This window comes from Pseudomonas marginalis (genome assembly GCF_008692035.1).
GTDB lineage: Bacteria > Pseudomonadota > Gammaproteobacteria > Pseudomonadales > Pseudomonadaceae > Aquipseudomonas > Aquipseudomonas marginalis.
On sequence record NZ_VTFG01000002.1, the window covers coordinates 1,521,455 to 1,539,692 of the forward strand.

At 61.2% G+C, this 18,238-nt stretch carries 19 protein-coding genes and 1 pseudogene; 13 read left to right on the forward strand and 7 right to left on the reverse strand.

The window, feature by feature from the left end; genetic code table 11:
- The first annotated feature begins 683 nt into the window (after window positions 1-683).
- The 5 genes from FX984_RS27310 to FX984_RS27330 all read left to right on the forward strand — a co-directional run bounded on the left by FX984_RS27310 (window position 684) and on the right by FX984_RS27330 (window position 3,753).
- Window positions 684-1,172 (forward strand): group I truncated hemoglobin, encoded by a 489-nt coding sequence (locus FX984_RS27310; RefSeq protein WP_027606923.1) that lies wholly within the window; start codon window positions 684-686, stop codon window positions 1,170-1,172.
- 91 nt (window positions 1,173-1,263) lie between these two features.
- A complete protein-coding gene (nthA, locus tag FX984_RS27315; RefSeq protein WP_027606924.1) occupies window positions 1,264-1,896 on the forward strand; it encodes a nitrile hydratase subunit alpha in 633 nt (210 codons plus the stop codon).
- 20 nt (window positions 1,897-1,916) lie between these two features.
- The gene (nthB, locus tag FX984_RS27320) at window positions 1,917-2,570 is read left to right on the forward strand and encodes a nitrile hydratase subunit beta (RefSeq protein WP_027606925.1); all 654 of its coding nucleotides are present in this window, start codon (window positions 1,917-1,919) and stop codon (window positions 2,568-2,570) included.
- The gene (locus FX984_RS27325; protein WP_146478128.1) at window positions 2,567-3,007 is read left to right on the forward strand and encodes a nitrile hydratase accessory protein; all 441 of its coding nucleotides are present in this window, start codon (window positions 2,567-2,569) and stop codon (window positions 3,005-3,007) included. Before nthB ends, FX984_RS27325 begins: the two co-directional genes overlap by 4 nt.
- A 68-nt stretch (window positions 3,008-3,075) precedes the next feature.
- Entirely contained in the window at window positions 3,076-3,753 is a 678-nt protein-coding gene (locus tag FX984_RS27330; RefSeq protein ID WP_146478126.1) for an energy-coupling factor ABC transporter permease, read from the forward strand.
- Window positions 3,754-4,046: 293 nt separating this feature from the next.
- On the opposite strand, the gene FX984_RS27335 is transcribed toward FX984_RS27330, so the two are convergent.
- Window positions 4,047-5,054 (reverse strand): helix-turn-helix domain-containing protein, encoded by a 1,008-nt coding sequence (locus FX984_RS27335; protein WP_051429384.1) that lies wholly within the window; start codon window positions 5,052-5,054, stop codon window positions 4,047-4,049.
- Window positions 5,055-5,561: 507 nt separating this feature from the next.
- On the opposite strand from FX984_RS27335, the gene FX984_RS27340 reads away from it, so the two are divergent.
- The 7 genes from FX984_RS27340 to FX984_RS27370 all read left to right on the forward strand — a co-directional run bounded on the left by FX984_RS27340 (window position 5,562) and on the right by FX984_RS27370 (window position 12,914).
- Entirely contained in the window at window positions 5,562-6,809 is a 1,248-nt protein-coding gene (locus FX984_RS27340) for an acyl-CoA dehydrogenase family protein (protein ID WP_098480409.1), read from the forward strand.
- Between the two features lie 190 nt (window positions 6,810-6,999).
- Window positions 7,000-7,950, forward strand: a complete 951-nt coding sequence (locus FX984_RS27345) for a transporter (RefSeq protein ID WP_223841665.1) — start codon at window positions 7,000-7,002, stop codon at window positions 7,948-7,950.
- A 227-nt stretch (window positions 7,951-8,177) separates the two neighbouring features.
- A complete protein-coding gene (locus FX984_RS27350; RefSeq protein WP_146478124.1) occupies window positions 8,178-9,011 on the forward strand; it encodes an EamA family transporter in 834 nt (277 codons plus the stop codon).
- Window positions 9,012-9,086: 75 nt separating this feature from the next.
- A complete protein-coding gene (locus FX984_RS27355) occupies window positions 9,087-9,866 on the forward strand; it encodes a PhzF family phenazine biosynthesis protein (RefSeq protein WP_146478122.1) in 780 nt (259 codons plus the stop codon).
- Between the two features lie 36 nt (window positions 9,867-9,902).
- Window positions 9,903-11,732, forward strand: coding sequence for a gamma-glutamyltransferase (gene ggt, locus FX984_RS27360; protein ID WP_146478120.1), 1,830 nt, complete (start codon window positions 9,903-9,905; stop codon window positions 11,730-11,732).
- A gap of 23 nt (window positions 11,733-11,755) precedes the next feature.
- The gene (gene pgeF / locus FX984_RS27365; protein WP_146478118.1) at window positions 11,756-12,478 is read left to right on the forward strand and encodes a peptidoglycan editing factor PgeF; all 723 of its coding nucleotides are present in this window, start codon (window positions 11,756-11,758) and stop codon (window positions 12,476-12,478) included.
- A gap of 121 nt (window positions 12,479-12,599) precedes the next feature.
- Complete coding sequence (locus FX984_RS27370; RefSeq protein WP_146478116.1) at window positions 12,600-12,914, forward strand: helix-turn-helix domain-containing protein; 315 nt, start codon at window positions 12,600-12,602, stop codon at window positions 12,912-12,914.
- A 26-nt stretch (window positions 12,915-12,940) separates the two neighbouring features.
- Here FX984_RS27370 and ddlA read toward each other — a convergent pair whose 3' ends face one another.
- Together ddlA and FX984_RS27380 are read right to left on the reverse strand one after the other, a co-directional pair.
- The gene (gene ddlA, locus FX984_RS27375) at window positions 12,941-14,035 is read right to left on the reverse strand and encodes a D-alanine--D-alanine ligase (protein ID WP_098480413.1); all 1,095 of its coding nucleotides are present in this window, start codon (window positions 14,033-14,035) and stop codon (window positions 12,941-12,943) included.
- 44 nt (window positions 14,036-14,079) lie between these two features.
- A complete protein-coding gene (locus tag FX984_RS27380) occupies window positions 14,080-14,718 on the reverse strand; it encodes a LysE family transporter (protein ID WP_027606936.1) in 639 nt (212 codons plus the stop codon).
- Window positions 14,719-14,855: 137 nt separating this feature from the next.
- Between FX984_RS27380 and FX984_RS27385 the strand changes: the two genes are divergently transcribed.
- Window positions 14,856-15,665, forward strand: a complete 810-nt coding sequence (locus tag FX984_RS27385; RefSeq protein WP_027606937.1) for an AraC family transcriptional regulator — start codon at window positions 14,856-14,858, stop codon at window positions 15,663-15,665.
- 6 nt (window positions 15,666-15,671) lie between these two features.
- On the opposite strand, the gene FX984_RS27390 is transcribed toward FX984_RS27385, so the two are convergent.
- The 4 genes and pseudogenes from FX984_RS27390 to FX984_RS27400 all read right to left on the reverse strand — a co-directional run bounded on the left by FX984_RS27390 (window position 15,672) and on the right by FX984_RS27400 (window position 18,059).
- Window positions 15,672-16,247 (reverse strand): flavin reductase family protein, encoded by a 576-nt coding sequence (locus FX984_RS27390; RefSeq protein ID WP_092359793.1) that lies wholly within the window; start codon window positions 16,245-16,247, stop codon window positions 15,672-15,674.
- A 58-nt stretch (window positions 16,248-16,305) separates the two neighbouring features.
- Window positions 16,306-16,737, reverse strand: coding sequence for a methyl-accepting chemotaxis protein (locus FX984_RS33295; protein ID WP_371263385.1), 432 nt, complete (start codon window positions 16,735-16,737; stop codon window positions 16,306-16,308).
- Between the two features lie 108 nt (window positions 16,738-16,845).
- Window positions 16,846-17,727, reverse strand: a pseudogene (locus tag FX984_RS33300) (PAS domain-containing protein); the annotation flags it as partial.
- Window positions 17,727-18,059 (reverse strand): DUF2790 domain-containing protein, encoded by a 333-nt coding sequence (locus FX984_RS27400; RefSeq protein WP_092359791.1) that lies wholly within the window; start codon window positions 18,057-18,059, stop codon window positions 17,727-17,729. The pseudogene FX984_RS33300 and the gene FX984_RS27400, both read right to left, overlap by 1 nt.
- Between the last annotated feature and the right edge of the window lie 179 nt (window positions 18,060-18,238).

Consider the following 18,238-nt stretch of genomic DNA (forward strand, 5'->3'; position numbering starts at 1 on the left):
AATCACCTCAAGAAGCCCGCCTCGTGCGGGCTTTCTTGTATCTGGCCGTTTATCCCTGTCTATCCCTCCCCACCCCGCACCATCGCTGCCCACTGGCATGCCGGGCATCTATACCTGTCCTTTTTAACCAAACGGTTGTCCATTCGAGCCAAGCACACTTCATCTCCCCTAGATAATGTTCACTCCACGCCGTGTCCCTAAAAACACAAATGACGAGGTGTCTCATGCATCTACGAGAACAGCAGCGACTATCCGATTCATCCTGGTTTTTACACAGATGGGACATGGCACCCGAAGAGTTTGCCACTTACCTGCTGCAACTCGGGACCTTGGTGCTGCAACGCCGATGGAATGGGAGCAATCGTAAAACACCAACGTCCACGGCGATCTAGAACAGCGAACCGTCCGGTCAAGACAGAAATAAAGGAACCCCAGTCACGGACCATATCTCCCCCCATGGCCGCAGGACCAGTTCCGATGTCAGCATTCTGCGTCGGCTGCAAGCACGGTTTTCCTAAGCCGTTGTCCGTCTAGACCAAACGATTGTCCTTGCCAGCAAAGCGTGCGCTCGACAGCAGCTCTAATTTTGTATTCGTCCCACGTTCTCGCGCCCTTTATCAACCGTGCGGAACACGACATTGAGCGAATCAGATCGTCCCCAGCCGAAACGGAGAAACCGCATCATGACCGACCAGCAACCATCCGTGGAACAACAGCCCTCCCTCTATGCGCGTCTTGGGGGCTACGACGTCATTTATCAGTTCGCAGGTGCAGTTTTGAGGAAGACCATGGGACATCCCGCTATCGGCCATATCTGGGCCCACATGTCCGAATCAACATTCCAGAAGGAACACATCAACTTTGTCGATTTCCTTTCTGAACATTGGGGTGGCAGCGCCAAATACCGGGGCAGGGACATGGTCACCGCGCATCGCGGAATGGGTCTTACCGAGGTGCACTGGCAAGCCGTGCTCGATTGTCTTGAGGAATGCTACAACGACTACGATCTGGCACCGGACCTGCGCAAAGAGGTCAATGACTTTCTGATCAAGTTTAAACCCGCCGTGATTGGTAGCCCCTCCTACCGCGACGTAGTACTCGCACACCCCGAAATGGACCCCGCCAAAGGAATGAAAAGCGTTGGGGTAATTTGGCCGAAACGAGGAAAGTAACCTGTGAAAAAGCTGGCGCCGGATACGGGTATTGCTGCACTCGTCGAGTAATGCAGGGAGCGATTTCACCAACTTCAGAGGGGGCAAAGACATGAGCCATACGCACGAACATCATCACGATCACGACCACACTGAGCCACCGGAGGCCATAGCGCTACGCGTCAAAGCGCTCGAGTCCCTGCTGACGGAAAAGGGCCTGGTCGATCCCGTCGCCATGGATGCTTTGGTGGACACCTACCAACACAAGGTCGGCCCGAGAAACGGCGCCCAGGTCATAGCGAAAGCCTGGTTCGACCCTCTGTACAAACACAGGCTGCTGGAAGATGGCACTGCAGCCATCGCCGAGCTGGGCTTTTCTGGTGTTCAGGGTGAAGACATGGTGGTCGTGGAGAACAGCCAGACCGTGCACAACGTGACGGTATGCACACTTTGCTCCTGCTACCCGTGGCCGACCCTGGGCCTGCCACCGGTCTGGTACAAATCCGCACCTTATCGCTCGAGGATAGTCATTGACCCGCGCGGCGTGCTGGCGGAGTTCGGTCTGACGATTCCTGATGACAAGGAAGTTCGCGTCTGGGACAGCAGCGCTGAGCTGCGCTATCTGGTATTGCCGGAACGTCCGGCGGGTACTGATGGCTGGAACGAGGAACAACTGGTCGAACTCGTGACTCGCGACGCCATGATCGGTACCGGACTGCCTAAGAATCCGGATCAAGTAGCCTGAACCTGAAAAGGAGAAAACCCATGAATGGTATACACGACCTGGGCGGCATGCATGGTTTCGGCCCAGTGCTCACGGAAGAGCACGAACCCATCTTCCATCATGATTGGGAGCGCAGGGTTTTTCCGCTCTTCGCCTCGCTCTTCGTCGGCGGGTACTTCAACGTCGACGAATTCCGCCACGCCATCGAACGCATGAAGCCGGCCGAATACCTGCAGTCGAGCTACTACGAGCACTGGCTGCACGCCTTCGAGACCCTGCTGACAGAAAAGGGCGTCATCAGCGCCGCCGAACTGCAGGGTACGGCCAAACCAACCCCACCGACACAGCCCGTCACGGTTTTAACTCCGGATATCGTCGACGCCGTCGTGCTCGGCGGCGCCTCGTCACGAGCAAAAGAAGATGTCCCCGGCCAATTCCAAGTCGGTGACCGGGTGCGGACGAAGTGCCTCAACCCAACCAATCACACCCGGCTGCCACGCTACGCGCGCGGTAAGGTCGGCACAATCGTGATCGCGCATGGCGCGTTCGCTACCCCGGACACGATGGCCCATGGTTTGGGCGAACAGCCGCAGCAGGTCTATGCCGTACGCTTCAGTGCCGAGGAATTGTGGGGAGTACGGCGACCGGACAGTGTGTGCATCGACCTATGGGACAACTACCTGGAGGCCGTATGAACACGAGCATGCACCACGACTACAAGGCCGTCGGCCTCCCTCTCGACGATGAAGGCCCGGTGTTCGACAAGCCTTGGCAGGCTCAGGCTTTTTCCCTGCTGGTGCACTTGCACCAAGCCGGCGTGTTCCCCTGGAAGGACTGGGTGCAGGTATTCAGCGAAGAGATCAAGGCTGCCCCGGCGCAACCCGGAGAAAGCGTCAATGACGCCTATTACCGGCAATGGATCACGGCCATGGAAAGAATGGTCACCACCCTCGGCCTGACCGGGATGGAGGACATCGTCCAACGGGGCGAGGAATGGAGGCAGGCCTATCTGAATACTCCCCATGGACAACCAGTGGTTTTGCTCAATGCAAGTTGTCCACCGGCCCACGGGCACACCGGTGAGCATCTGCCGCATCGCGAGCCCGTGGCGATCAGCCGAGCCTCTCACTGAGGGCGGAGCAGTTTTTTGTTGTCCTTTTTTACCTAGCAAGCCGCAGAGGCGGCCAAGGAGTCATCGTCATGCATATCGAACCTGGCCTCGTGGAAGCCGGAAAACTCTGGCTGAGCTATGTTACCGCCGCAAGCGTCGGCACCTACACCGTCAAACTCGTTGCGGACGCCATTGGCGAACGAGGTGCCGTCTCGCTGGTGGTTCGCGCCGCCGCCGCCACGGCGCTGGTGTTTGGCTTCTTTGAACTGCTACCGCATCATCCGGTTGGCGTCTCGGAGGTGCATCTCATACTCGGCTCGACGCTGTTCCTGTTGTTCGGTGCAGCACCTGCAGCAGTAGGTCTCGCTTTGGGGCTGTTAATCCAGGGTCTGTTCTTCGCCCCATTCGACCTGCCGCAGTACGGCATGAACGTCACCACCCTTTTGGTACCGCTGTTGGCAGTTGCTGCCCTGGCGCGGCGTATCATCGCGCCAAACACGCCCTATGTTGATCTGGGCTATCGCCAGGCACTGGGCCTGTCGACGGCCTTCCAGTCAGGCATCGTCGCCTGGGTTGCCTTCTGGGCCTTCTACGGGAAGGGCTTCACGGCAGAGAACGCACTGTCAGTCCTGACCTTCGGCAGTGCCTACATGACCGTCGTCATCCTCGAACCGCTGTTGGACCTGGCCGTGCTGGCCGGTGCCAAGGCAACGCATCGCCTGCGTAACAGCAGGCTGGTCGAGCACCGTCTGTACCAGGCCGCCTGAGTCGACAGACGCCAGTCCAAGCCAGACTGTCCCCGGGCATTCGAAGACCGCAATGCTCGGGGCATCAAGAGCGAGAACGACCTCAACACCTCGTGAGCAAAACTGGAGGTAGTTGATGCTTTTCAGAAATAGCCCCCGCAAGTCAGTCCGGGGAGTACCGCTGGCTCCATATTCATGGCGAAACGCGCCGTGATGAACGGGGACTACCAACAGATGACCCCAGGTCACCCTGCGCCGCATCCCGTCCCGGCACCTCGCACCTTGATCGCCTTTGTAGTTCCTGAACCTTGTCTTCACCTGATCAGAAGATCCTGGACCGATCCACAACTGTTCGTTCCTGGCTTGGCTTCACCCTCTACGCTGGCTGCAAGCCCCCTTGGGGAAATCCCGAACCGCTGCTTGAACAACCGGGAGAAATGCGAGGCATCGTTAAATCCCCAGCGCAGCGCTACGGCGAGCACGCCAGGATGGCTGGAACTGCAGAGATCGCGCGCGCTGTGCCGCAAGCGCAGCTCCCGGATCAGGCCACTGACGGAAAATGGCTCTTCCTCGAACAGGCCATAGAGTGTCCGGCGCGAGACCTTGAATCGCGCCGCAAGCAGGTCCGGCCCGAGCCCGGGTTCAGATAAATGATCGGCTATATAGGTCTCGACCGCCTGGCGGAAGGCTGTCCGCAGCGGCACCCGGTCCTGTTCCTGCGCCTCCAGCGTGGCGCCCAGCGCGACGGCGATGACACCGTTGAGCGCGGCGCTGAGCCCATGCTGCGCCTGTAGGCCGACGCTGGCGTCCATCTGTTCAAGTGAGCGGGCGAAGCGAGCCGCGACCAGTCCAAGTCCCGCTTGTCCGCTGACGCAGCGCGCTGTCGCCTGGCGCGGTGCCGCGAGCCTGGACACCAGTTGCTCCCTGGGTATACGGAATGACAGCACGCGCCAATCTTCCCTGAAATCGAGAAAGTAGGGACGCGTGGAGTCCACGACGGAGAAGTCACCGGGCAACACCAGTGTCTCCTGCCCATCCTGACGTACCACACATGACCCTTCCAACTGGAAGTTCGCGAAGCAGAACTCGACCGGGTTGCGGCGGATTTCATCCCAGCGTCGTTGGACGAACTGCGCACGGGAAAACACGCGGGTCTGCGCGCTCATGGAGAGGGGCCGGGAGCTCACCTCGCCCGTGAAGTTCGATCCTGCAGGCTCTTGCTTGAGGATGGGATTGAGCGAGACGAAGGCTTCGCAGAGGACCTCACGCCAGTAGCTGAATCTTTCGCGCTGCACGCACGCTTCGGTAGTCCAGATTTGCATCCTGCGGTCACCCCTCAGTGGCGCAAAAGACAATCATCACGAGCGCAAGCCAGCGACTGATTTCTGAGCCAATGTCACGGTATGGCGGGCCGCTCAGACGTGTCATGTGTTCCTCCTGTTGCACAGATCGTCAACTGGTCTTGCACGCAAAGGCAAGTCGTCGGTTGATGGGCGTTCAGGCACCCTGGCACGGCATTTTCGTTTGTGCCTGCGCTGTGCACGGCGGGAATGCGAATGCGTCATGCCGGTGCAGTTTTCGCCGGATAAACAGGCGCAGGACTGAACCCATGTGACCTGCGGCAGGAAGACGCAAAGTCCGCGCCAGAACCAAGGGGGCATTCACCCGCTACAGGCTCTTTCTGCAGAAGGCACGACCTCAGTCGGGAAAGCCCTGTGCCCTTGCGCAAATCGTCAATTGGGCTTGCACGCTCCGGCGAGACCGAGGCAGTCCGGCTGCCTACGATGGGTTGTCCGTTACCTAACCCACCGCAAGAAAGGTCGCTTCCCATGGCTATCGATTTCCAGCTCACCGAATCACAGAAGGCTTTACAGGCAAGCGCGCGAACCTTCGCCGCCGAAGTCCTCAGCAAGGTCGCCCCCACTATCGCCCCAATCGCGCGACCGGAAGACCGGTTCTACGCCACGCGGCCGTTCTACGATGCAATGGTCGACGCCGGCTTCATCAAGGCGTTGCTGCCCGTCTCGTGCGGCGGCAGCGCCCTGACCACGCTGGATTTTGCCTTGGCAGCCGAAGAACTCGCCGCCGCCGACGTCAACTTGCCTTCGGCCTTGCTGGGCACCGGCCTGGGTTTGCACGCGGTGCTGCACCACGGCACCGAGGAGCAGAAGCGCCGCTTCCTGCCGGACTTCGTCGAAGATGGCTCGCGCCTGGCCGCCCTGGCCTTCACTGAGGTCACCGGAGGCGCTAACTACGACAACCCCGACCCCTCCGCCGGCGTGCAGACATTCGCCCGCCTCGAAGGCGACGAATGGGTCATCAACGGCGCAAAGCACTACACCACCAACGGCACCGGTTGGGACGGCAAGGGCGCGCACCTGTACAGCGTCATATGCCGCACCGATGCGACCCTGCCGCCGCAGCAATCGCTGGCGGTCATCATGGTGCCCGGCAGCGCCCAGGGCATCGAGATCGCGGGCTTTCTCGATACCGTCGGCCATCGCGCGACGATCTCGCCGCGCATCCACTTCAACAATGTGCGCGTGCCGGCGGCCAATATTGTGGGCAAGCCGGGCGATGGCATTGCCATGGTGGAAGATGCCTTCTCCTGGACTGCGGCGCTCATCGGCGCGGCCTGCGTAGGTGTGATGCGCGCGGCCTTCGACGTCGCCTTGAAGTTTGCCCGCACCGACAAGCGCTCCGGCACGGTACCTGTGATTGAGCACCAGAACGTTGGCTTCATGCTGGCCGACATCAAGATGCGCATCGAGGCCGCGCGCTACCTGACCTGGAAAGCCTGTCACCAGCTTGATATCACCCAGGGACGCAGCCGCGAACTGGCCATCATCACCAAGGTTCACTGTTCAGAACTGTGCGTTCAGGCCGTCTACGATGCCATGCGCGTTGTCGGTGTCGATGCCTATACCGACCTCTACCCGTTGGCCGGCCTGATGCAGGACGCGCTGTGTTTTCCCCTGTACGACGGCGGCAACATGGGGGTCCGTCGCCGGCAACTCCATGCGCTGCTGCGCTCGCCGGCCTACGACGCCATGGCCGGTGCAGAGGCACGCAGTTGAAGCGGCCGCCGTGCCACGAGGCGTAAGCGCCGAGCAGCTGTCCTTCCCAGCACAACGAATGACCGCCCCAACAAAGCGACTTGGGGCGCGTCCCCCCTATCTTTGTCATGCGCACTGCCGCGTTGTCCTGTGTCGCCGCACTTCGCCGGCCGATCAATGACAGATGACTACTCGAGAGAGGACTTCCGTAATGACCCAAGCATTCTCCAGCGTCGCCCGCAGGACCGGCCACGTGTCAAAGGCCGGTACCCACTCGCCCCTGAGCAGCATGAACAAGGTATTGGCCTTGGCCTGTCTACCAATGGTCACGATGGTGCCGATGACCGCGCGCGCCATCGATGTGGACATCGGTGATTTCGTCCCGGCGCCGGAGGGTACGACGGCGGGGTTGCTGTACCTGCAGCATGCCGAGCGCAACAAACTCTATGCCCAGGGACGGCAGACGGCGCGGGATCCTCGGCTGGTCTCGGATGTCGGCATCGGGAGGCTGGTGCACTACACCACGATCGGCGGGCTGACGGTAGGCCCCCAGATCCTGGTACCGTTTGGCCGGCTGGATGCCGGGCGCGACACGAGTGCACTGGGCAAGACCAGCGGGGTAGGTGACGTTATCCTGGCCGCACCAGTCTGGTTGATCAACGACGCAGCGTCTCGCACCTATCTAGCCATAGCGCCCTATCTGTACCTTCCAACGGGTAGCTATAGCCACGACCGCCCGCTCAATCTGGGTGAAAACCGCTGGAAGTTTGATTTACAGGTAGGTTTCGTCAAAGGGCTGACCGACAATTGGTATGTCGACTTGACCGGCGACGTCATGTTCCACGGCAAGAACGACAACTACGGCGCTGCCGGCGACACGCTCAAGCAGAAACAGCTCTACCAGGGGCAGGGATATTTGCGTTACCAGTTCACGCCCGGCGCCAACGCTTTCGTCGGCCTGTCACAGACCTGGGGCGGTGAGACCCGAGTCAATGGCGTTGACAGCGACGACGAAGCTCGGCAACGAAAAATCAGCGTGGGTGGCAGTTACTTCATCCGCCCGAAGACGCAGGTGCTGGTGGCGCTCGGGCGCGACCTTGAGGTGGAAAATGGCTTCAAGGAAAGCGCCCGCATCAACGTTCGACTGTTGCAGGTGTTCTGAGCAAAAATCTCATTCAGGGCTACTCGATAACGCCTGGCGTTGAAACAACGCCGGGCATGAGGTGGCCAGGTGTAATCGAACAGCATTTGCCCTCAATTGACGCGTAACCCGGTACTGATAACGGTTTACCGAAAGGTAGAGCGTTTTTTTATGCCTTGAAAAAAGTGCCTGGGGCATACTCGCAGCCCCCTCCTGGATACAGAACTGAGCCAATAGGATGCCCCTTCATGAGCCTTGATGTGTTCGCAATCATCATGCTGGGCGCTGCGTTGCACGCGACTTGGAATGCCGTGGTCAAGGGCGGTGACAACAAGCTGCTGACCACCTGCATGATCGCGTCCATTGCATCGCTGATCGCAGCGACGGTCATTCCGTTTCTGGAGTTGCCGGCCAAGGAAAGCTGGCCCTTCATCGGTGCGTCGGTGATTTTGCAGGTGGTGTATTTCGTGCTGGTCGCCTCGACTTACCGCATTGCCGACATGAGCCAGACCTACCCGATCATGCGCGGCACCGCGCCGCTGCTGGTGGCGACAGCGGGCGTAGGGCTGTTGTCCGAATCCTTGTCCTCATTCGCCTGGCTCGGTATTGCCATCATCTGCATCGGCATTTTGAGCATGGCTGCCGCCCCCAGCATCGGTCAGCGAAAAGGCATGCTCCTGGCGCTGGTCAACGCGGCAGTCATCGCCGGCTACACCCTTATCGACGGTGTGGGTGTGCGCAAATCCGGCGCGCCGGCGGCCTATACGCTGTGGATATTCCTGCTCACCGGCCTCGCGCTTGCCGTATGGGCATTTGCCGTCAGGCGGCGCGAATTCTGCCGCTATCTGGCGCGCCACTGGCGCCCAGGTGTTATCGGTGGCTTCGGCACCGTCGTGTCCTACGGCCTGGCACTTTGGGCAATGACGGCGGCACCGATCGCCACGGTTTCGGCGCTCAGGGAGACGTCGATCCTGTTTGGCGTGGTGATCTCGGCACTGGTGCTCAAAGAGCAACTGACCCGCCGCCGCATCATGGCTGCGTGCATCATTGCCGGCGGGGCTATGGTATTGCGATTGGGCTGACGGGCAGGCCGCTTTTGACGCCCTCCCTTACCACTGTTAGTGTCCAGCCTCCCCCCACGCACGGAGTGCTTCACGGTGAAACTGGACATCTACCAAGTCGACGCCTTCAGCCAACATGCCTTCGGCGGCAACCCTGCCGCGGTGTGCCCGCTCACCGAGTGGCTGCCCGATGAGCAACTGCAGCATATCGCCGCCGAAAACAACCTCTCCGAAACCGCCTACTTCGTGCCCCGCGATGGGTTCTATGAGTTGCGCTGGTTTACCCCGCAAGTCGAAGTCGACCTGTGCGGCCATGCCACGCTGGCGACGGCGTGGGTGTTGATTCACGCGCTGGCGGATGCACCCCAGGTGCTGCGCTTTGCCACCCGCAGCGGCGAGCTTCGCGTGACGCGCAAGGGTGATGAGCTGGCGATGGATTTCCCCGCCCGGCAACCACAGCGTTGCGAACCGCCCGCTGGAATGTTGAGTGCCCTGGGGATCGAGAGTGCCGACGTGTTCAGCACCGATGACTACATCGTGCTGGTGGACGACGAAGCCCAGGTCGCCGCGCTGACGCCTGACTTTTCGCGGCTCAAGGGCCTGCCCAAGCGCGGGATTGCAGTCACCGCCAAGAGCACCCGGTTTGATTTCATTTCGCGCTGGTTCGGGCCGAATGTGGGGATCGATGAAGACCCGGTCACCGGTTCGGCACACACCTCGCTGGCACCGTTCTGGGCCGAGCGCCTGGGCAAGTCGCACTTGACGGCCGAGCAAGGGGGCCAGCGCAAGGGCCAGTTGCACTGCGAGCTGCAGGGCGACCGCGTGATTATTTCCGGCAAGGCAGTGTTGTACATGCAAGGCACGATTTACCTGTAAACCGCAGCGCCCCACGGACAACAGATCATTCGCACAATGAACGGAGTTCAGCACGTGTTTTCGATTTCCCGCCGCCAACTGTCACTCATGGCCGCAGCCCTGACCCTGGCTGCCTGCCACACCCCGGTCAACGACCAGCCACCGGCACCGGAGTTGGGCTCTGGCTATCGCACCGACCTCAGCACCCGCCATGCCGAGCGCCATATGGCCGCCGCCGCCAACCCGCTGGCGGCCGAGGCCGGCCGCGAGATGTTGCGCCAGGGCGGCTCGGCCATTGACGCCGCCATTGCGATGCAGGCGGTGTTGACCCTGGTGGAACCACAATCCTCCGGCATTGGCGGCGGTGCGTTCATCATGCTGTGGGACGGGAAAAACGTGCACGCCTATGACGGCCGGGAAACGGCTCCGGCCGGGGCGACCGAGCGGTTGTTCCTGAACGCCGACGGCACGCCGATGGCCTTCACCGACGCGCAGATCGGCGGGCGTTCGGTGGGCACGCCCGGGGTGCTGCGGGCCTTGGAAATGGCCCATAGGAAGACCGGCCGCCTGCAATGGGCCAAGCTGTTCGAGCCGGCGATTCGCTTGTCGGAGCAGGGCTTCGCGATTTCACCGCGCTTGCACAGCCTGATCGCCGCAGACCGCTTTATCCCGCAATCGCCGGAGATGGCGGCCTACTTTCTGAATGCCGACGGCACGCCAAAAGCCGCCGGTACACGGCTGAAAAACCCGGCGCTGGCCGCTGTGTTCAAGCGCATTGCCAAGGAAGGACCGGACGCCCTGTACCACGGGCCGATTGCCGACGAGATTGCGCGCAAGGTGCAGGGCAACCGTAATGCCGGCAGCCTGACTCAAGCCGACCTCAAGGGCTACGCCGCCAAGGAACGCGTGCCGCTGTGCACCGATTACAAACGCTGGAAAATCTGCGGCATGCCGCCGCCGTCCTCAGGCGGGATTGCGATCGCGCAGATGCTCGGCACATTGCAGGCCCTGGAAGCTCGCGCCCCGCACCTGGCCATCGCGCCGATGACACCGATAAAAAGCGCTTCGCCTGCCGGGCTTGAGCCCACGCCCGAGGCCGTGCACCTGATCGCCGAAGCCGGTCGCCTGGCCTTTGCCGACCGTGCGCTGTACGTGGCCGATGCGGACTTCACACCGGTGCCGGTGGCCGGCCTCGTGGCCCCGAACTACCTGGCACAGCGTGCCACGCTGATCGGCGAGCGCAGCCTGGGCATCGCCAAGCCAGGCCGACCGGCCGGTATTCAAGTCGCGTATGCACCGGACCGTTCGCCGCTGCGCATCTCCACGTCACAAGTCGTCGCCGTAGATGACCTGGGTGGCGCCGTGTCGATGACTACCACGGTGGAAGCAGCGTTTGGCTCCCATGTAATGGTCCAGGGCTTCTTGCTCAATAACCAGATGACCGACTTCTCATTCATCCCCGAAGAAAACGGCCAGCCGGTCGCCAACCGCGTGCAACCCGGCAAACGCCCGCGCTCGGCGATGGCGCCGACCCTGGTGTTCGACCGCGAGAGCGGTGAATTGCTGGCTACGCTCGGTTCGCCGGGCGGCTCGCAAATCATCGAGTACGTGAGCAAATCCCTGGTGGCGCTGCTCGACTGGAAACTCGACCCGCAAGCCGCCATCGGCCTGCCCAATTTCGGCAGCCGCAATGGGGCTACCGAGCTGGAGGCCGGGTTGTTCAGCCCAGGCCTGAAGCAGGTATTGAAGGACAAGGGCCATGAGCTGAGCGAGATCGACATGACCAGCGGCATCCAGGCCATCGTGCTCAAGCGGGACGCCCAGGGTAAGGTGTCGCTCAGCGGCGGCGCCGACCCTCGGCGCGAAGGCGAGGCGCTCGGCGACTGATTTTATTGAACGGAGGTAAGCCCTTGCATCAGGCTGAAAATCTCGCTGCCATCCCTGGCATCGACCACGGTTTCTGTTCGATCGACGACCCACGGCGCCCGGATGAAGTGTTCATCTGCAAGCAAGTGCACAGCGCCTCGGTGATTGAATGGCAGGCCGGCCAGGTGGCCAATACGATCGAGGCCGATGGGGTGTTGACGCACCACGCTCACCCGATCGCGGTGATCACCGCCGATTGCCTGCCCATTCTGTTCGCGTCGAAAACCGGCGAACGGGTGGCCGCAGTCCATGGCGGCTGGAAGGGGCTGCAACGCGGGATTATCGCCAACGTCATGCAGCGCTTTGCCGCCGAAGGGATTGCAGCCGACCAGCTGCAAGTAGCTATCGGCCCCTCGATCAAGCCGTGCTGTTATGAAGTGAGCGACGGGTTTATCGCCGAGTTCCAGAGTGACCAAGGGCACCTGTGGCAACACGCCCAGGCGCCGTGGAGCTACGTGCAACCGGCACCGCTGCGGTCCCCGCAAATCAGTCCGCCCCATGCAAGGCAAGCAGGCAGTGCGTGGTTTGACTTGAGCGGGTATGGGTTGTTGCTGCTGCAAGCGGTGGGTGTCAAGCGTGAGCAGATCGACGTGAGCGAGGTGTGCACCTACTGCACGTCGCCGACGTTTGCCAGCTACCGCAGAAGGACGCATCAGCCGGAGGAAGCGAAGACGTTGATTTATTCGTGGATTGCTCGCACAGACTAATAGGAGAAGGCCTACAACACTCTTTCTCAAATCCTCTACATGTCTTCAGAGACTTACGGCAAGGGCGCTACGGAGAATATTCCAGCGCACATCCTGTACAAAATTGCGAAGGAGATGAACCATGCCTCTCACTGATAAACAACTGCAGGAACGTGACGCCAAACGCAATATCGGCGAAGAATTACTGAGCGCTGTTCAGGATGTTAAAGCAGGACGCTACGGCGCCGTGCAACAGATCGAAATCACTCAAGCTGCCGAAGCAAGAAGCAAGACAGGACTGTCGCAACCCAAATTTGCCGAGCTTTTGGGGGTTTCGGTAAGGACCCTTCAGGAGTGGGAACAGGGGCGTCGTTCCCCCTCCGGCGCAGCACGCTCACTGCTGCATATTGCGGCCATAAGGCCAGACGTTTTTCGGGAGGTCCTCAGTAAGGCCTGATGGCATTACTGGCCACTCCCTGAAGATCAACGGCTGATCTTCAACCCCTTCCGCCCCGCATGCCGCTCCAACGCCAGCTCGATCAAACGGCTCACCAGCTCGCTGTAGCTCATGCCCGCTGCCTGCCACAATTTGGGGTACATGCTGATGCGGGTGAAGCCGGGCAGTGAGTTGATTTCGTTGATCAGCACTTCGCCGTCGTCGGTCAGGAACACATCGACCCGCGCCAACCCCGCGCAGCCCAACACCTCAAATGCCTCAAGGGCCAAGCGGCGAATCCGCTCACTGGCTGCATGGCTGATGTCCGCCGGCACCACCACCTGGGCCGCCTGGCCGTCGATGTATTTACTGTCGTAGGAGTAGAAACCGCTGTTCACCACGATCTCGCCGCAGCCGCTGGCCACAGGGTTTTCGTTGCCCAGCACGGCGCATTCGATTTCGCGGCCCTGGACCGCCGACTCCACCAGCACCTTTTGATCAAAACCCAGGGCCAGTTCAACCGCGGCGTGGTACTCAGCCTCGTTGCCAACCTTGCTCACACCCACCGAAGAACCCTGGTTGGCCGGTTTGACGAACATCGGCAGGCCGAGTTTATTCACCGCTGTTTCAAAGGAAGTACGCGCGGCGTTGCTGCGGGTCAGGGTGATGAACGGCGTCACGGCAATGCCTGCGTCGCGCAGCAGGCGTTTGCTGATGTCCTTGTCCATGCACACCGCTGAGCCGAGCACGTCGGAACCGACGAAAGGCAGGTCAGCCATGCGCAACAGGCCTTGCAGGCAGCCGTCTTCGCCGAGGGTGCCGTGGACGATGGGAAAGATCACGTCGATGTGTGCCAGCAGGCCGTTACCGGAGGTTTCCACCACCTGCTGGCTGGCCTTGCCGGGTACCACCGCCAGTTCGCGGTTGGATTGGTTGAGTGCGATGAGTGCCGGGTTTTCCTGGTTGATCAGGAAGTTCGAGGTCTCGTTGAGGTGCCAGTGGCCGGCCTTGTCGATGCCGATCAAAACCGGCTCGAAGCGGGTGCGGTCGAGTGCATCGACAATATTGCGCGCCGACTGCAACGAGACTTCGTGCTCGGCCGAACGGCCACCAAAAATAATCCCTACCCGCACCTTGCTCATGACCCGGCCTCACTGTTGAAAGTAAGGCTTCTTACCACGGACGGTCAGCGATTCGCTACCAGGTGTGCGCCGAACAACACGTAGCAACCGCCGGCAAAACGGTCGAGCCATTTGCGCGAGCGGCTGTAGAGGTTGGCCATGTGCGCACTGGAAAACACCAGGGCCACGCAGGAATACCAGCTGAACGACAGGGTGGCCATGGTGATCACCGCCAGGGTCAGCAGCATCGGCGACGGCGACGGCGGCATGGTGGAGGCGAAGATGGTGGCGACGAACAACGCGGCCTTGGGGTTGGACAGGTTGCCCAGCAACCCCAGGCGCCAGGCGGAAAACAACGAGCGGCGCGCTTCGTCCGGCAACAGGCTCTGGCCCATCGCCGGTGCCGAGCGCTTGAACAGTTTCAGCCCCAGGTAAATCAGGTAGCAGCCGCCGATGATCTTGAACGCCAGATACAACATGGGCGCGGCGGTAAACAGCGACTTGATGCCCAGCCCACCCGCCAGCCCCCACATGATCGTGCCAGTGGACACGCCCGCCGAAGCCACCACGCCATGGCGGCGCGAACAACTGGCAGCCAACTGTGCGGTGTTGAAGAAGTTGGGACCCGGCGTCACCACCGCCACCGTCCACAGCAGGGCCAGCGAGACCAGAGGCGCCACATAGGTGGGGTTGATAAATTCCATGGGGCGGCTCCATCAGCGCAGGGCACGAGCAGGGAGCATAGACCTCGCCCGCCGCCTGCACAATCGTACAAGACCCCGGCAGACAAGGGATGCAGACTGGGTTAACGTGTTTCCACCTCTTTTTGTGACAAGCCACTATGGGCAAACCGACCCGCAACTTCGACTGGCTGCACCGTGCCCCCCACGCCAGCGGCCTGGACCGTATCGAGGCGTACTTCGCCGGTTTCGCCTTCGACCCCCATCGCCATGACACCTATGCCATCGGGCGTACCTTGTCTGGCGTACAGAGTTTTCACTACCGCGGCGACATGATCCACAGCCTGCCCGGCACGACCATGGTGCTTCATCCCGATGAGACCCACGACGGCCACGCCGGCAGTGAGGAAGGTTTCAAGTACCGGATGATTTACGTGGAGCCGTCGCTGATCCAGCAGATACTTGGCGGCAAGCCGTTGCCGTTTATCCCCGGCGGCTTGTCCACTGACCCCAGGCTGTTCCGCGCCAGCGATGTGCTGCTGCAAAACCTGGATAACCCCATCGACCCATTGCAGGAACAGGACGCGATGTTCGACCTGGCCCACGCGCTGAGCAACGCCGCGGGCGCCATCGTCAGCCGCAAGGCGTTCGATTACGTCGCCGCCGAGCGCGCCCGGGAGTTTATCCACAGCGCCCTGGGCCGCAGCATCACCCTGGACGAAATGGCCGACCACGCCGGCCGCGACCGCTGGGCATTGTCGCGGGACTTTCGCGTGCTGTTCGGCACCAGCCCCTATCGCTACCTGACGATGCGCCGTCTGGACCTGGTGCGCAGTCTGCTGGCACAGGGGCAGTCGCTGGTGGACGCGGCGCTGACCGCCGGCTTCACCGACCAGAGCCACATGACCCGGCAATTTCGCAGCACCTACGGTATGCCGCCGTCGCGATGGGTGAAGATGCTCGGGCGTTGAGTACGCTTATAGCGAATGCCCATCGATGGGCTCGCCGATGCTCAGGAAATGACCACCCGCTACATGGTGCAAGGTGCGTAACTGATCATGCCCTTCAAAGTGCCAGCGGCCTTCGCTGAACACACGTTCGTCGGCATAGGCTGCGACCACTTCGCCGAGGAACAGGTCATAGGCCTGCTGGTTGTGGGGCTCGGGGAGCAAGCGGCATTCCAGCCAGGCTACACAGCCTTCCAGCAACGGCGCCTCAGTGTGTTCACCGTTGAAGGTTTGCAGGCCATAAGCGGCGAACTTGTCACGCTCGGTGCCGGTGGTATTGCCGACCGTCTGCACGAGGTCGACCTGGGCCACACAGGGCACCTGCAGCACGAAGCTGCCGGCACCTTCCAGCAATTGGCGAGTCCAGGTGGCCTTGTCCAGCACCACGGCGACTTTCGGCGGTTCGAAATCCAGCGGCATGGCCCAGGCGGCCGCCATGATATTGCGCTGGCCGTTGTGGGCCGCACTCACCAGCACGGTTGGCCCGTGGTTGAGCAAACGATAGGCCTTGGGCAACGGAACGGGGCGGCAGTGGGTAGGGCTCATGGAGGATCGGCTCTTCAAACGAAAAAACCTACGATACCTCAAGCATCAGCCCTATGGATCAGCTCGACAGTTGGTTAGCGAATTGTCCTACGGCGCTGACCACCTTCTGTGCGCCGTCCTGGATCTCCACGATCACCGTGCCCGCTTCCGCCGCCAGGGCCAGGCCTTGCTCGGCTTGCAGGCGGCCGTCGGTCATCAGGGCCACCGCGTCGCGGGCCATATCCTGGTTCTGACGCACCACACCAACAATTTCCTCGGTGGCTTTGCTGGTCCGTGATGCCAACTGGCGCACCTCATCGGCCACCACCGCAAAGCCCCGGCCTTGCTCGCCGGCACGTGCCGCTTCGATGGCCGCGTTGAGCGCCAGCAAATTGGTCTGTTCGGCAATGCCGCTGATGGTCTTGACGATGGTGCCGATCACTTGGGATTGCGCGTTCAGTGCCTCGATGCCTTCACCCGCCGCCTGCATGTGCGTGGCCAGGTCGCGCATCACCTCCACCGCCTGCGTCACCACGGTGGTACCGCGCTGGGCGCTGTCGTCGGTATGCAACGAGGTGCTGTAGGCAATGTTCGCGGCCTCGGCGACGGCTTGCTCCCGATTGACCTGATCGGTAATCACCGTGGCGAACTTGACCACTTTGTACAAACGATCATTGGCGTCCAGCACCGGATTGTAGGTGGCTTCCAGCCACACCACGCGGCCATGGCTGTCCACACGCTTGAAGCGCGCTGCGACGAATTCTCCGGCGTTCAGGCGTTTCCAGAAATGCTGGTACTCGGCGCTGTTGTACTCCTGCGGCTCACAGAAGATACGGTGATGCTTGCCCTGGATCTGCGCCAGGCTGTAGCCCATGCCGCTGAGGAAACGGTCGTTCGCGGTCAGCACGTGCCCATCCAGGTCAAACTCGATCACGGCGGTGGAACGCACCAGCGCGGTGATCAGGTTTTCATGCTCGCGCGACGCTTCGATGGTGCGGGTGAGGTCGCTGGAGTAAATCGAAAAATGCTTGATGCGCCCATCGGAACTGCGCACCGGCTGCACAATCGAGCGCAACCAGGCTTCCTGCCCGTTACCGCGCATCAGGCGTACGGCGCCGGCGAAATGCTCACCGCGCAGCAGGGCGTTCTTGAAGCGCTGCTGGAATTCGTCCTGGCGCACATGGGCGGGCACCAGGTCTTCGATGGGGCGCCCCAGCAGCGTGGAACTCTGGTAGACCAGTTCCTGCAGAAAGTTGGCATTGGCCCATTCAACCCGACCTTCTGCGTCCAGCGTCAGGCAGAGCATTTCGCTTTCCAGGCTCTCCCTGACCTGTTGCAAGCTGGACAGTTCTTCGCGAAGAGCGGACAGCTCCTGCTTCAAGCGGGTGTTAAACATAGGGCACCGAGGTCGATGGGAGAGAAGTATCAGATCTGCATCGGCCCTATGGGCTGTTTCTGAAGCGAACTCAGGCGCTACACCCCACTCTTTTTTTGACGCCATTAACTGCCGTTATTCCGGCACACGCCCATGACTTGGTACTCCAACGTGGTGAGCTTGCCGCTGGAGTCTTCATAGGTCATGCGCGAAGGCACGGTATTGCACGCGCGGATCGGCGGCGTCACGTTGACCACCTTGGCAATGTCCAGGTCCATGCCATAGCGATACACCTGGACCTGGGGCGCCGGCTTACCGTTTCTCTCGGCGTAGGCGGCCATGGCTTTTTCATTGCGTTCCATCATCAGGGCAAAGGTCCGGTCCCCCCCGCCTTCGGCCAATGCGCCGAATGACAGGACGGCCGTTAGTACACCCACGCCTGCGGTAGAAAAGTTCATCACCTGTTCCTCGACTGAAAGTTCAGTGCCGAGACTAACGAACGAACCCTGACGCGATGTTCACCAGAACATTACTTATTTGTTAGGTGGCGACGAGCTTCCAGAATTGTAATGTTCACGCCACCCAATCGTTATCCACGGTTTGCAACTATCAGCCCGGGCCAGATCAATAAGAACGC